This window comes from Sphingomonas sp. DC4900 (assembly GCF_049896485.1).
GTDB lineage: Bacteria > Pseudomonadota > Alphaproteobacteria > Sphingomonadales > Sphingomonadaceae > Sphingomonas > Sphingomonas aquatilis.
Genome location: NZ_JAFCUK010000002.1, coordinates 276,616 through 290,449 on the forward strand (window position 1 = coordinate 276,616; position 13,834 = coordinate 290,449).

Consider the following 13,834-nt stretch of genomic DNA (forward strand, 5'->3'; position numbering starts at 1 on the left):
GCAAGCGGTCAGCGGGCGAGCGATCAGCGGGCGAGCGATCGGGCATGCGCGGCGATGCGCGGGTCGCCAGGGGCGAGCGCCAACGCCTTGATCGCGAGCTGGCGCGCGCCGGCAAGGTCGCCGTCCGCGGCGAGGGCGAGCGCATAGGCGTCGCACACGCCGGGGTTCATCGGCGACAGCGCATAGGCCGCGCGGGCGTAGCGGCGCGCGATGGCGCCGTCGTCGGTGGCGGCATAGCCGCGCGCGAGATCGGCGAGCAGCGCGGCGTCGCGGTTGCCGGCGATGCGGCGCACCGCCTCCAGCGTCTCGATACCGGCATCGGCTTCGCCATTTTCGATCTGGAGGCGGCCGCGCAGGCCTTGCGCGGTCAGGTTCTGCGGATTTTGTTCGAGGAACAGCGACAGCGCCGCCGCCGCCTGTTCGGGGCGGCCCGCGCGACCCCAGGCGTCGACCAGCCGCAGCATCGTCGCCTCGTCGAACGACAGGCTGGCGGCGCGGGCATAAACGGGCGCGGCCTCGGCATAGCGGCCCGCGGCGGCGAGCGTATCGCCGAGCGCAAGCTGGGCGGGCGGCGCGCCGGGGCTTTGCGCGACCAGCACGCGCGCCTGGGCGATGGCGCCCGCGGTGTCGCCGGCGGAGAGCTGGCCGCGGATCACCTCGATCAGCGCATGCGGGTCGCCGGGATCGCCTGCCGCCGCGGCGCGCAGCGTGCCGACGGTGTCGTCGCTGGCGAAGCCGCCGGCGCTGTCGGAGGCGCCGCGGGCCGCGCGGTCGAGCAATTGCCCGGCGGTCAGGCGGTCGCCGCGTGCTTCATAGGCGCGGGCGGCGAGCGTCAGCGTATAGGCGTCGGCGTCGCGGCGCTGGATCGCGGGGCCCAGCCAGTCGAGCGCGCCAGCGGGATCGCCCGCGCGCAGCATCGCGTCGCCGAGCAGGCGGCGGACGACCAGATTGGCGGGCTGTGCCTCGGCGAGCCGGCGCCACGTGCCGGTCGCGCCCTCGTACCGGCCGGCCTGAAGATCGGCGCCGCCGTCGAGCAGCATCGCCCCCGGCGTGGCGGCGAGCGCGCCGCCGGCATGGTAGAGCATCGCGCGGGCGAGGCCCGGTTTGCCCGCGCGCGCGGCGAGGACGGCTTGCAGATACAGCGCCTGCGGATGGCCCGGCCGGGCGGCGAGCGCAGCGCGGGCGGCATCGAGCAGATCGGCGTTGCGCCCCAGCTCGCCCAGAGTCGCGGCATAGCCGATCAGCGCAGGCGTGTAATAAGCATCGCGCTGCAACGCCGCCTCGAACCAGGGCAATGCGGCAGTGAGGCCATAGCGGGTGCGCACCACCTCCGCCTGCAAGGTCAGCGGGCCGGGATCGCCGGGGGCGAGCCGCACCGCGCGCGCCGCCGCCTGCGTAGCGCCGGTGAGTTCGCCGGCATCGAGGCGGATGCGGCCGAAGTCCATCACCGCCAGCGCGTCATCGGGGTGCGCGGCGATCCAGTCGGTCAGCAGGCGCGCGCCCTCACCGGCATCGCCGCCGAGTGCGGTGGCGCGCGCGCGCGCGCGGACCGCGTCGCCATCGTTCGCCGCGGCCTGGTCGGCGCGGTCGAGCGCGCCCTGCGGATCGCCCTGCAACAGCCGCGCCTGCGCCTGCAGGCCGGCGAGCGCCGCGGCCGGTTCGCCGAGCTTACCGGCGCGCGCCAATGTGCCCTCCGCCGCAGCGCCCTCGCCCAGCCGCAGATAGCTGCGCGCGAGCAGCAGCATCGCGGGGCGTGACGCGGGGTCGCCGGCCAGCGCGGCGAGCGCGTGATTGCGCGCGGCGCTGAAATTGCCGAGCCCGAAGGCGGTGCGTGCATCGGCGAGCGCCTGGGCCGGCGCGGGGCGGGCATGCGGGCGCAACGTGAGTGCGGCGGCGGCGATCAGCACGAGGAGGAGGACCCCGAGCGCAACCGCGCGGGCGCGGGTGAACGCCGGTAGCTGGAGCCGCATCCCGCGCCGCCGCCGACGACGGCGCAGCATCGGATAGCGCGGATCAGCCATGCAGGTCGTAGCTCTTCAGAAGATCGTACAGCCTCGGGCGACTGATGCCGAGCAGTCGCGACGCGCCGGAGATGTTGCCGCCCGCCTGCGCCAGCGCCTGGCGGATCGCCTGCCGGTCGGCCGCCTCGCGCGCGGTGCGCAGGTTGAGCGGCAGGCCGTCGTCGGACGCGGCGACGAGATCGAGGTCGGCGGCGGTGACGAGCTTGCCGTCCGCCATGATGACCGCGCGCTTGATGCGGTTTTCGAGCTCGCGGACGTTGCCGGGCCAGCCCCAAGACTCGATCGCGGCGAGTGCATCGGGGGCGAGGCCGGTGACCGGCAGCTTCATCGCCGCGGCATGGCGGTGGACGAGCGCGCGGGCGAGCAGTGCGGCATCGCCCGGCCGTTCGGCGAGCGCAGGAATGCGCACGACGATCTCGGCGAGGCGGTAATAGAGGTCGTCGCGGAAGCTGCCGTCGGCGACCATCGCATCGACGTCGCGATGCGTCGCGCAGACGATGCGCGTATCGACGGGGATCGGTTTGCGCCCGCCGATGCGTTCGATGACACGCTCCTGCAGGAACCGTAGCAACTTGACCTGGAGCGGCAGCGGTACGTCGCCGATTTCGTCGAGGAACAGGGTGCCGCCGGCGGCCTGTTCGATCTTGCCGGGCGTCGTCTTCACCGCGCCGGTGAACGCGCCCTTTTCGTGGCCGAACAATTCGCTTTCGAGCAGGGTTTCGGGGATGGCGGCGCAGTTGATCGCGACGAAGGCCCCGGCGCGCCGCGGCGAGGCCTGATGCAGCCCGCGCGCCAGCAATTCCTTGCCGGTGCCGCTGGCGCCGAGCAGCATGACCGAGACGTCCGCCGGCGCGACGCGTTCGACGGTGCGCACCACCTTCGCCATCGCATCCGAGGCGTAAATCAGGCCGCCGAATCCTGCGTGACCGCTATCCCGCGCGGCGAGCCGGCGGTTTTCCGCCTCGAGCCCGTGGACGTGAAAGGCGCGCGCGACGATCAGGCCCAGCGCATCGATGTCGATCGGCTTGGCGTAAAAGTCCCAGGCCCCCAGCGCGATGGCGTCCAGCGCGCTCGCGCGCGCGCCATGGCCGGAGGCGACGATGATCTTGGTATCGGGCTTCAATGCCAGCATCTCCGCCAGCGTCGCAAAGCCCTCGCTGGTGCCGTCGGGATCGGGCGGCAGGCCAAGGTCGAGCGTGACTACCGCGGGTTCGTGCAGGCGCAGCGCGTCGATTGCCTCGGCCCGGCTGGCGGCGGTGACGATCTCATAGCCTTCATAGGCCCAGCGCAACTGGCGTTGCAGCGCGAGGTCGTCCTCGACGACGAGCAGGACGGGTCGCACCTCGCTCATGCTGCCGCCTCCAGCGCCGTCGCGGCCGGCAGCGTGACGCGGAAGCGGGTGCCGGCGCCTTCGCGGCTGGTGACGGTCAGCGTGCCGCCCATCGCGCTCGCCAGTTCGCGCGCCTCATAGGCGCCGAGGCCGAAGCCATCGGGCTTGGACGACGAAAAGGCGCGGAACAATTGGTCGCGGATGAAGGCAGCGCTCATCCCACAGCCCTGGTCGACCACGTCGATCTCGACGCGCGCGCCCTCCGTCGCGATTCCGATCGTGATGGGTGCGTCGGTAGGCGAGGCCTCCACCGCGTTCTGGAGCAGGTGACCGAGCAATTGTTCGAGCCGCCCGGGCTGCGCGAGCGCCGTCCCCTGCCCTGCGACTTCGATGACATGCTGCGCGCGGCGGGCGCCGGCCAGGCGTGCGGCGAGCACGGCGACGTCGACCGGCTGTAGCGGTTCGGGCAGGCTGCGATGATGCTGCGACAGGCGGGCGAGCAGCGCGTTCATGCGGGCGGCGGAATCCTTGAGGGTTTCGACCATGTCGGCGCGGAAGGCGGGATTGTCGGCATGCCGCTCCGCATTGCGCGCGACGAGACTGAGGCCGCTGACCATGTTCTTGATATCGTGGAGGATGAAGGCGAAGCGTCGGTTGAATTCATCGAAGCGCGCGGCATCGGCGAGGGCGGCATGCGCGCGATCCTCGGCAAGGTAGCTCGCCGCCTGCCGCCCGGCGACGCGCAGCAGATCCAGATCTTCCCAGTCGAGCGCGCGGTCCACCGCCGGGCGGGCCAGCAGGATCGCCCCGATCAGGCTGGTGCCGTGCAACAGGGGCACGAGCGCCCAGGCCTCGTCCTGCGTACACATCCATGCTGGCACCGCCACGCCCTCGCCCTCCGGTGCGTCGCCGCGGCGAACCTGGTCGAGCGCGATGATGCGGCCGGTCGCGGCCAGATAGGCGAAGAGCGCGGTGTCGCCCGCTGCCGCTTCGGGCGGGTGTTCGGGCCAGTGCCAGGCGGCGCCTGCCTCAAGGGCCATGCCGGCGGGGATCAGCAACAGGCCGGCGGGCGATCCGGTCAGCTCCGCCATCGCACGGACGATGCGGCGGTCGAGCGGATCGGCGCCCTCGCCCGGCGACCCCAAAGTCGCGGTGAAGCGCTGCCATTCGGCGCGATAGTCGTAGCGGTGGTCGAAGAAATGCTTGGCGACCTTCACCTTGGTCCAGGCGCGCAGCCAGGGTGTCGACAGCAAGGTCATCAGCGCGGTGGTCGCGCCGAGCACGATCGCGGTCTGTGCCACGCGCGCGGCATCGCCCGCGTACCGGCCGGCGACCTGCGTCGCGAGCAATGTCGCGCCGACATAGGCGGCGATCGCGGTCGCGACGAACAGCCGCATCGCGACGTCGTGCGACAGCGACAGGCCGCGCCGATCCGCCTGCAACGGCACCGCGAGAAACACGGTGGCGGCGGTAAGCGCGACGCCGCGGACCACGACCACCCCGGGCGACGCCCCCCAGCCCCAGTCCGCCGCCGCGACGAGCAGGTCGAGGCCCCAGATGGTGGCGATCGCCGCCGCGATCAGCACGATCCGCCCGCGTTCCCGCTCGCGCCCGACGAAGGCGAGCTGGTGGACGAGGATCAGCCCGCCGACCGCCGCCAGCATGCGCGCGATCAGTCGCAGGTCGGCGAGCGTCGCCAGCGTCGTCGCCGCGAACGGCAGCGTTTCCAGCAACGCGCACCCGATCGCCAGCGCGCTGACCGTCGCGGTCGCCGCGTAGAGCGCATACACCGCCGCCACGCCGGCGCCGGTCCGCCGGACCAATACCAGCATCGCCGCGAGCCAGATGAGGTTGCGCAACGACTGTACGACGCGCGTGACGAGGTCGGCTTCGCCGATTCCCGCCACCGCCAGCGCCCACAACGCCGTCACCGCCAGCGCCGCGACCAGCATGCGACTGTGCAGGCCGACCGCCGCCGCCCGACGCGACCAGGCGAGCGTCAATGCCGCAAAACCAAGCGCGGCGAGCGCATGCCCCCAGAGGATCAGCATCACCATGACGCTAGCGCGCGCCCGACGGCCACAGGATCACGCGCAACGTCTGCAACAGGATCAGCAGGTCGAGGAACGGCGAATAGTTCTTGGCGTAATAGAGGTCGTATTCGAGCTTGTGGCGCGCATCCTCGATCGACGCGCCATAGGGATAGTTGATCTGCGCCCAGCCGGTGATGCCGGGCTTCACCATGTGCCGCTCGGCATAATAGGGCAGCTGCTGTTCCAGCTGCGCGACGAATTGCGGACGTTCGGGGCGCGGACCGACGAAGCTCATCTCGCCCTTCAAGACAGACCAGGCCTGCGGCAGTTCGTCGATCCGCACCTTGCGGATGATGCGGCCGATGCGGGTGATGCGGGGATCGTCCTTCTCCGCCCAGACCGCGTGCCCCGGCACCTCGGCATCCTGGCGCATCGAGCGCAGCTTCAGAATGTCGAAGCCCTGGTTGTACAGGCCGACGCGGCGCTGGCGGTAAAAGGCGGGCCCCTTCGATTCGAGGCGGATCGCCACCGCGGTCAGCAGGATGATCGGCAGCGTGAAGGCGAGCAGCACCAAACTGGCGATGACGTCGAAGGCGCGTTTGAAGGCGCTCGACACCATGCGGCCCGAGGCGAAACCGTCCGAAAAGATCAGCCACGACGGATTGACCGAGCGGAGATCGATCCGCCCCGTCTCGCGTTCGAGGAAGCTGGAGATATTGGTGACGGCGACGCCCGTGGTGCGGACGCGCAGCAGGTCCTGCAGCGGCAGCGCGTTGCGCCGTTCCTCCAACGCCAGCACCACCTCGGCGACCTGGTGGTCGAGGACGTGCGCGGCGAGATTGGGGATGGCGCCGCGCGGGATCGCGTCGGGCACCACCGTCTCGCCATCGCGCATCGCGATGAAGCCGGCGACGATGACGTTGGCACCGGGCTGCTGCGCCAGTTCGCGGATCCGGTTCGCCTGCGCGCCCGCCCCCAGCACGAGGATGCGCCGCTTGAGCATGTCTCCGCCGACGAGGCGCCCGACGACGCCGCGTACGATCACGAGCAACACCGCCGCGATCAGCGTCGCATAGGCGAGGTTCGACCGCCACAATGCGAGCGGCGGGATCAGGAAGAACAGGATCGACAGGCATGACACGCCGATCAGCAGCGCCACCGCCAGCCGTGCCGCCGCGAAACGGAGCGACAGGAGCGAGGCGACGCCATAGGCGCCGACTGCGATCAGCGCGACCTGCAAGGCGAAGGCGAAGGACAGCAATTGCGGCAGGCGCGTCGTGATCGGATCGACGTGCATGCCGATCTGATAGGCGCGCAGCACCCAGCCGAGTTCGCCGGCCAGCACCAGCAACAGCGCGTCGACCAGGCCGAGCAGCAGCACGACATGCGGCACGTAATGCTTGAACAGGCGGATCATGCCCGGCTCCTCCGACGCCGTCCTGTAAGCTTTTCCGACAGGCTGTCAGCGGCGTCGCAGAAAAATACGAAGAAAGCTTGAACAAGCGGCGAGGATTATCGTTACGTTTCCGGTCTTTTCTCGTTTAGGAGAAGACCTCCTAGGAGTTGCCTGACCTATATGACGATCGTTCCTGTGATCCTTTCCGGAGGATCGGGCACCCGGCTGTGGCCCATGTCGCGCCCCGAAATTCCAAAGCAGCTGCTGCCGCTGACGGCGGACGAGACGATGCTGCAGCTGACCGCGCGGCGAGCGCATGGTGAGGCGTTTGCGGCGCCGATCGTCGTGGCCAATGCGCGGCACGCCGATGCGATCGACGAACAGCTCGCCGCCGCCGATGCCAAGCCGCAGGCGGTGATCCTGGAGCCGGTCGGCCGCAACACCGCGCCCGCGATCGCGCTCGCCGCGCTGGCAGCCGGGGCGGAAGACGCGCTGCTGGTGATGCCGTCCGATCACGTCATCGCCGATGTCGAGGCGTTCCGCGCCGCGGTGGACGCCGCGATGCCGATGGTCGCGGATGGCTGGCTTGTGACGTTCGGGATCGCGCCCGATGCGCCCGAAACCGGCTATGGCTGGATCCAGGTCGGCGACCAACTGGCCGAAGGTGTCCATCGCGTCGCGCGCTTCATCGAAAAGCCGCCGCGCGACCGTGCCGAGGCGATGCTCGCGGCGGGCGACCATGTGTGGAACGGCGGCATCTTCCTGTTCCGCGCTGACATGTTTCTGGGCGCACTGGCGGCACATGCTCCGGCGATCCTAACCGCGGCGCAGACGGCGATGCGGCAGGCCCGGCGCGAGGGCGTGCGGGTCTATCCGGATGCGGACGCGTTCGGGGCGTCGCGGTCGGATTCGATCGATTATGCGGTGATGGAACGCGCCGATCGCGTCGCCGTGGTGCCGGTGGCGATGGGCTGGAGCGATGTCGGCAGCTGGGATGCGCTGCTTGCGATCAGCCCGTGCGACGAGCGTGGCAACCACCACCGCGGCGAGGTGCTGGCGATCGACACGAACAATTGCCTGATCCGATCGGACGGCGTCCGCATCTCGGCGGTGGGCGTCAGCGACCTGATCGTGGTGGCGTGCGGCAACGATGTGATGATCGTGCCGCGCGGTCGCAGTCAGGACGTCAAGAAACTGATCGAGGCGATGCAAAAGTAAGCGACGCGCCGGGCCGTCAGGCGATGACGGCCCGGGCGAACAGCGCAGCGATCCCCGCCGCGCCGATCAACAGCTGGCGCAGCCGTAGCGCCGCGAAATAAGCGGGTGCGTTGCCGGCGATCGCGGCGCGGCGATCGAGAAAGCCCGCGGCGACATAGCCGATGAGCAACAGCAGCAGCGCCGTCGACGCCTGTTCGACGACCAGCGCCAGACCGGCGAGCGTGAAATAGGCGATGCAGGTCGCGATCTCGACCGGCTTCGACGCACCCGGACTACCGAATCCGAAACCGCGCCGCACCCCGGCGATGAAGGCGAGGATCAACGCGCCCCAGATGATCCCGAGATGCGTCGCCCAGAACGGCCAGGGGGGCGGCAGCAGCCATGCGCCGATCCCGGCAGCGACCAGCGGCAGCATCGGTCCGTAGCCGAGGATGGCACCGTCAGCGGGAATGTCGGTGCGGGTCGCGTCGTGGTTCATGGCAGGCGTAACGAGCGGGCGGCGATGGGGTTGCCGGGGTCAGTCCCGGGTGAAGATTTCGGTGTGCGGGATGGTCACATCGAGCGCCGGCAGCATGACGTCGTGGGGCTGGGCGAACAGGTCGTCACGCCATGACTGGGGGCCGAGGCGCTGGACGACGCGGGCCGTTTCCGCTTCGGGATCGACGAAGACGATCGTGTCGAGCGACGGCAGGTTGCGGTATTGGCCGAGTTTCTCGCCCTCGTCGTTGCGGGTCGTCGAGGGGGACAGCACTTCGAAGATCACCACGGGATCGGTAAAGACGCGCGCCTCTTCCCGCGCTCGGGTTGTCGGATTGCCGCAATAGACCGCGACGTCGGGGTAGCGGACGTCGGTGTCCGTCACGCGGACGCCCATATCGGAATTATAGGGGCGACAGCCGGTGCCGCGGAGTTTGGTGCGTAAGAACGCGAGGATATTACTGCTGACGCGCGAGTGGGCGGGTGTGCCGCCGGTCATCGACCGGATGACACCGTCGACCAGCTCGTATTTCCGATCGCTCGGAAAATCGATGGCGAGGAACTCATCGACCGTGATCGGCTCGTAGAGCGCGTCCTTCCGCATGGTCCCTAGATAGCATTGCCGTGACCGCAAACAAAGGGCCGGAGGATCGCTCCTCCGGCCCCTGTTTTGCTTGGCGGGCAGCGGCGGAGCCGCTGCCGTGACGTCGGACGGGATCGGCGAAGCCGACCCGCCGGCCGTTCTGATTTGGTCTTCGGGGCAGGCAGTGCCTGCCCCGATGCCAAATCAGAAGTCCATGCCGCCCATGCCGCCCATGCCGCCGCCGCCGGGCATGGCCGGAGCCTTGTCCTCGGGCAGTTCCGAGACGGTCGCCTCGGTGGTGATGAGCAGGCCGGCGACCGAGGCTGCGTTCTGCAGCGCGGTGCGGACGACCTTGGTCGGGTCGATCACGCCGGCGGCGACCAGGTTTTCATACTGGTCGGTCGCAGCGTTGAAGCCGAACGACGTGTCGGTCTGGTCGAGCAGCTTGCCCGAGACGACGGCGCCGTCATGGCCAGCGTTCTGCGCGATCTGACGCACCAGCGCGGTCAGCGACTTGCGGACGATGTCCACGCCACGGGTCTGGTCTTCGTTGGCGCCGGTGACGCCTTCGAGCACCTTCGTCGCGTACAGCAGCGCCGTACCACCGCCGGGGACGATGCCCTCTTCGACGGCCGCGCGGGTCGCGTGCAGTGCGTCGTCGACGCGGTCCTTGCGCTCCTTCACCTCGACCTCGGTCGCACCACCGACCTTGATCACGGCCACGCCGCCGGCGAGCTTGGCGAGACGCTCCTGGAGCTTCTCACGGTCGTAGTCGCTGGTGGTGTTCTCGATCTGCGCACGGATCGCCTCGGTGCGGCCCTTGATCGCATCGGCTTCACCCGCACCGTCGACGATGGTGGTGTTGTCCTTGTCGATCGTGACGCGCTTGGCGGTGCCCAGCATGCCGACGGTGACGCTCTCGAGCTTGATGCCGAGGTCTTCCGAGATCATCTCGCCCTTGGTCAGGATCGCGATGTCTTCCAGCATCGCCTTGCGACGATCGCCGAAGCCCGGTGCCTTGACCGCTGCGACCTTCAGGCCGCCACGCAGCTTGTTGACGACGAGCGTGGCCAGAGCCTCACCCTCGATGTCCTCGGCAATGATGAGCAGCGGACGGCCCGACTGGACGACGGCTTCCAGGATCGGGAGCATCGCCTGCAGGTTGCTGAGCTTCTTCTCGTGGATCAGGATGTACGGATCGTTCAGTTCGACCGTCATCTTTTCCGGGTTGGTGATGAAATAGGGCGACAGATAGCCGCGGTCGAACTGCATGCCCTCGACGACGTCCAGCTCGAATTCGAGGCCCTTGGCCTCTTCGACGGTGATGACGCCTTCCTTGCCGACCTTCTCCATCGCTTCCGCGATCTTCTCGCCGACTTCCTTGTCGCCATTGGCCGAGATGATGCCGACCTGCGCGACTTCCGACGAGCCCGAGACGGGCTTCGAGCGCGACTTCACGTCCTCGACCACCTTGGCGACGGCGATGTCGATGCCGCGCTTCAGGTCCATCGGGTTCATGCCGGCCGCGACCGACTTCATGCCCTCGCGCACGATCGCCTGGGCGAGCACGGTCGCGGTGGTGGTGCCGTCACCGGCGATGTCGTTGGTCTTCGAGGCCACTTCGCGCACCATCTGCGCGCCCATGTTCTCGAACTTGTCCTTCAGTTCGATTTCCTTGGCGACCGACACACCGTCCTTGGTGATGCGGGGCGCGCCGAAGCTCTTGTCGATCACGACGTTGCGGCCCTTCGGCCCCAGCGTGACCTTCACCGCGTCGGCGAGGATGTCGACGCCGCGCAGAATGCGTTCACGCGCGTCGCGGCCGAATTTTACGTCCTTGGCTGCCATGGTGGCTACCCTTTCGAAAATTGGAAGTTGTGGAAGTGGACAGTACGTCAGGGCCAAAAACGGCCCTGCCCGTCACAATCAGCCGACGATCCCGAGGATGTCGCTTTCCTTCATGATCAGCAGGTCTTCGCCGTTGACCTTCACCTCGGTGCCCGACCACTTGCCGAACAGGATGCGGTCGCCAGCCTTGACGTCGAGCGGCGTGACCTTGCCGTCCTCGGCCTTCAGCCCGGTGCCGGCGGCGACCACCTCGCCCTCCTGCGGCTTTTCCTTGGCGGTGTCGGGGATGATGATCCCGCCAGCCGTCTTCTCTTCCGCCTCGACACGGCGGACGAGGACGCGGTCATGCAACGGACGAAAGTTCATTGCGAAGTCCCTCTTTTCAGTCAGTGTTACAAAAATCTGGCACTCACGATGCGCGAGTGCCAACGGCCGGGATATGTGTCGCGGGCCGGGGACCGTCAAGAGATCGGCGGGGCGGGAACCGAAGAAAGTCGTCGACGTTTTGGCGCGGCTCGTCGCGCTGGCCCGAAAAGCGACGACTTAGCTGCCCTGCGCCGCGGTGCCGGTCGAGGCGAACAGCGTCGCCGCGGTGCGTCGTTCCGGAGAATCGAACGGGCCATGCGTCAACGAGAAGGCGTCACGGCCGGCGAGATCCGCCTTGCCCTGCTTCAGTAACGATTCGGCGAGCAGCAGGCGCGGCGCGGGTGCGGCGGGCACGCGGCGGATCACTTGCGCGAGGCCGAGCACCGCATCGTCGGGCGGCGCCTGCCCCGCGTCGAGAAAGCTTCGCACATAGGCGAGTCGCGGCGCGGGCGCGTCCCGATCGAGCGTGATCGCCTGGGTGAGGAGCTGCCGCGCGGCGGCGAGGCCAGTCGTCCGATCGGTGCCGGTCGCGGCGATCGCCTTCAACGTCAGCGCGCGCCCCTTCGACGCGAGCGCCGCGGCATCGTCGGGGCGACTGGCCAACACACGATCGGCGGCGGCGAGGCAGGCGTCGGCATGTCCGCTGCCGCATTCCGCCGTCGCGGCGACGCGCAACGCGTCGGGATCGTCGACACCGGTGGTGGCGGCGCGAATGGTGTCGAGCCAGCCGTCGCTACGGCCGCCCAGCGCGAGGCGCGCCTCGACCAGCGCCGAGTCTGCGGGCGAGAGTTGCGTGACGGCGGGCGGCGGCACATCGGGCTGCGGCGCCTGACCATGGGCGTAGGCGAAGTCGCGGCGCGCGTACCGGCCGATCTCCCGCTGCAAGGCGGCAAGGTCGCCGAAGACGGTGGCGGCTTCGGCAAGGGGTTTGCCCTGTCGCACCGCGGCCATATAGCGCCGGAACTGGTCGCTGCGCTGGGGCGACAGCGCCGAATAGAGGAAGAAGTGGCTGACCAGCCACGCGTGATAGGGGGACCAGCGCGCGGCGTCGCCGGTGTCGGTCAGGTAGCGGCCTGTCAGGACGCCGGCCACGTCAGCCGGCCCATAGGCGGTCAGCACCTGTTGGAACTGATCGGGCACGCGGGCATAGTCGATCGCGCCGTCGGGCCGGATCGCGATCGATGAAAAGAGCGCGCCGATGCCATCCAGATACCAGCGCGGATCGCTGGCCGGCGCATAGGTGAGGATGAAGCGTTCGGCGTAGGCGGCGTAGAGCGAGCGTTCCCACGCCACGCCCAGCGGATTACGATGCGGTGCCATCTTCGAACACAGTCCGACCGCGTCGGTCCCGGCATACTGCACGACGTCGTCGCAATCCTCGTTGAAGGCACGCACCGTATTGAGCTTGATGGACGTATCGCGACGCGACACGGCCATCACCTCGCCGTCCTCGCGCGGGTCGTAATAGACGGTGCCCGCGAAGGGCGCCATGAACGGCCCCTGCTGCCAGCGCGCATTCTGCAGACCGAGGCTCGACAGATCGGTGTCGGGATCGAGCAGCGTGATCTGCGGCCGGACCATGTCGTCGGCGCCGCCGCCCCGCCGGTACAGACGGGTCAGCAACTGATGCAGCCGTTCGATGTTGCGGGTGACCCGGACCAGTTCGTCGGCGCTTCCCTTGCTATAGACGATGATGTGCGCGCCATCGGCCCGGCGCCAGGTGCCGCGCTTGCGGTCTTTCAGCCCTCGCACGACGATATCCGGGCCGGGAGCCTTGTTGCCAGCCTGGGCCACGGGGGTGGGCGCGGTCGTCGCCTGCTGGGCCGCGGCGGGGGTCGCCATCGTACAGGCGAGCAGGACAGCATGGCAGCGGGCGCGGATCATGGCCTTGGGTCCCCTTGCGGTTCGACGCGATCGTAACAGGAATATGCCCCGTCCGGAACGATCCGAATCCGATGGCGGTGCGGTCTGCGCGCGGCGTGCGACGGCATGATGACACCTGACGACGACAAGGCCGACTGTCGGGCCGATCGAACGATTTCAGCGGCTTGCACGCGAGGCAACATGACAAGGATGATATGTTGTCTCTCATTCAGCTTTTAGACAGGTTCGCTCGTGTCGGGACGGGGCGGGATGAGACACACGCGACCCTGCCAGCGCCGGCCGCAGCCGGGCGTGCTGATGCTTGCGCTGCTGGCGTTGTGCGCGCTGCTGGGCGGCGGCGGCATCGCGCAGGCGCACGTGCACCCGCTGCATCCCACCGCCCGCGATGGCACCGACCGGTCGACGACGCTGGTGACGGCGGATGCGGATTGCACGCTCTGTTATGCGCGCGCGGCGTTCGAACCGCTGCTGCCCGATGCGGTGCCGACGGCGATCGCAGCGGTGCCCGCGGCGGCGATCCGGCCGGTCCACGCCGTCGCCGCTTATCCCCTGCCCGCGCCCCGCGGCCATGGCTGGCGTAGTCGCGCGCCGCCGATCGACTCTCCGCTTTGATCCCTCCCCCCTCGCGCGTCGCCGATTGCGGCCGATGCGCGCCTGTGCCCGATTTCCCGGAGACGT

At 69.2% G+C, this 13,834-nt stretch carries 11 protein-coding genes; 2 read left to right on the plus strand and 9 right to left on the minus strand.

Features of this window, described 5'->3' with window-relative positions; translation table 11 throughout:
• Positions 1-23: 23 nt before the first annotated feature.
• Genes ACP690_RS03815 through ACP690_RS03830 form a run of 4 tightly spaced genes read right to left on the minus strand, consistent with a single transcriptional unit; the run spans position 24 to position 6,801 of the window.
• Positions 24-2,021, minus strand: coding sequence for a tetratricopeptide repeat protein (locus ACP690_RS03815; RefSeq protein WP_426260193.1), 1,998 nt, complete (start codon positions 2,019-2,021; stop codon positions 24-26).
• The gene (gene prsR, locus ACP690_RS03820) at positions 2,014-3,372 is read right to left on the minus strand and encodes a PEP-CTERM-box response regulator transcription factor (RefSeq protein WP_426260194.1); all 1,359 of its coding nucleotides are present in this window, start codon (positions 3,370-3,372) and stop codon (positions 2,014-2,016) included. The genes ACP690_RS03815 and prsR overlap by 8 nt, the downstream gene beginning before the upstream one ends.
• The gene (gene prsK, locus ACP690_RS03825) at positions 3,369-5,402 is read right to left on the minus strand and encodes an XrtA/PEP-CTERM system histidine kinase PrsK (RefSeq protein WP_426260195.1); all 2,034 of its coding nucleotides are present in this window, start codon (positions 5,400-5,402) and stop codon (positions 3,369-3,371) included. Before prsK ends, prsR begins: the two co-directional genes overlap by 4 nt.
• 10 nt (positions 5,403-5,412) lie before the next feature.
• Entirely contained in the window at positions 5,413-6,801 is a 1,389-nt protein-coding gene (locus ACP690_RS03830) for a TIGR03013 family XrtA/PEP-CTERM system glycosyltransferase (protein ID WP_426260196.1), read from the minus strand.
• 159 nt (positions 6,802-6,960) lie between these two features.
• Here ACP690_RS03830 and ACP690_RS03835 point away from each other — a divergent pair, with 159 nt between their 5' ends.
• On the plus strand, positions 6,961-7,998 hold the full coding sequence (locus ACP690_RS03835) for a mannose-1-phosphate guanylyltransferase/mannose-6-phosphate isomerase (protein WP_426260197.1): 1,038 nt from the start codon (positions 6,961-6,963) through the stop codon (positions 7,996-7,998).
• Between the two features lie 16 nt (positions 7,999-8,014).
• Here ACP690_RS03835 and ACP690_RS03840 read toward each other — a convergent pair whose 3' ends face one another.
• From ACP690_RS03840 to ACP690_RS03860, 5 genes are all read right to left on the minus strand, one after another.
• Positions 8,015-8,476, minus strand: a complete 462-nt coding sequence (locus ACP690_RS03840) for a DUF3429 domain-containing protein (RefSeq protein WP_426260198.1) — start codon at positions 8,474-8,476, stop codon at positions 8,015-8,017.
• Between the two features lie 39 nt (positions 8,477-8,515).
• A complete protein-coding gene (locus ACP690_RS03845; protein WP_426260199.1) occupies positions 8,516-9,079 on the minus strand; it encodes a Uma2 family endonuclease in 564 nt (187 codons plus the stop codon).
• Between the two features lie 183 nt (positions 9,080-9,262).
• The gene (groL, locus tag ACP690_RS03850; protein ID WP_043060274.1) at positions 9,263-10,906 is read right to left on the minus strand and encodes a chaperonin GroEL; all 1,644 of its coding nucleotides are present in this window, start codon (positions 10,904-10,906) and stop codon (positions 9,263-9,265) included.
• Between the two features lie 78 nt (positions 10,907-10,984).
• Positions 10,985-11,272, minus strand: coding sequence for a co-chaperone GroES (gene groES, locus ACP690_RS03855; RefSeq protein WP_017977532.1), 288 nt, complete (start codon positions 11,270-11,272; stop codon positions 10,985-10,987).
• 177 nt (positions 11,273-11,449) lie between these two features.
• Positions 11,450-13,156 (minus strand): tetratricopeptide repeat protein, encoded by a 1,707-nt coding sequence (locus ACP690_RS03860; RefSeq protein ID WP_426260200.1) that lies wholly within the window; start codon positions 13,154-13,156, stop codon positions 11,450-11,452.
• Between the two features lie 249 nt (positions 13,157-13,405).
• Here ACP690_RS03860 and ACP690_RS03865 point away from each other — a divergent pair, with 249 nt between their 5' ends.
• Positions 13,406-13,768, plus strand: a complete 363-nt coding sequence (locus ACP690_RS03865; RefSeq protein WP_426260201.1) for a DUF2946 family protein — start codon at positions 13,406-13,408, stop codon at positions 13,766-13,768.
• Positions 13,769-13,834: the final 66 nt, after the last annotated feature.

Coding starts and splice junctions, on each gene's coding strand:
- ACP690_RS03830 (WP_426260196.1), bottom strand. CDS start 6,801: ATGATCCGCCTGTTCAAGCATTACGTGCCGCATGTCGTGCTGCTGCTC.
- ACP690_RS03835 (WP_426260197.1), top strand. CDS start 6,961: ATGACGATCGTTCCTGTGATCCTTTCCGGAGGATCGGGCACCCGGCTG.
- groES (WP_017977532.1), bottom strand. CDS start 11,272: ATGAACTTTCGTCCGTTGCATGACCGCGTCCTCGTCCGCCGTGTCGAG.
- groL (WP_043060274.1), bottom strand. CDS start 10,906: ATGGCAGCCAAGGACGTAAAATTCGGCCGCGACGCGCGTGAACGCATT.
- ACP690_RS03815 (WP_426260193.1), bottom strand. CDS start 2,021: ATGGCTGATCCGCGCTATCCGATGCTGCGCCGTCGTCGGCGGCGGCGC.
- prsR (WP_426260194.1), bottom strand. CDS start 3,372: ATGAGCGAGGTGCGACCCGTCCTGCTCGTCGTCGAGGACGACCTCGCG.
- ACP690_RS03840 (WP_426260198.1), bottom strand. CDS start 8,476: ATGAACCACGACGCGACCCGCACCGACATTCCCGCTGACGGTGCCATC.
- ACP690_RS03845 (WP_426260199.1), bottom strand. CDS start 9,079: ATGCGGAAGGACGCGCTCTACGAGCCGATCACGGTCGATGAGTTCCTC.
- prsK (WP_426260195.1), bottom strand. CDS start 5,402: ATGCTGATCCTCTGGGGGCATGCGCTCGCCGCGCTTGGTTTTGCGGCA.
- ACP690_RS03860 (WP_426260200.1), bottom strand. CDS start 13,156: ATGATCCGCGCCCGCTGCCATGCTGTCCTGCTCGCCTGTACGATGGCG.
- ACP690_RS03865 (WP_426260201.1), top strand. CDS start 13,406: ATGAGACACACGCGACCCTGCCAGCGCCGGCCGCAGCCGGGCGTGCTG.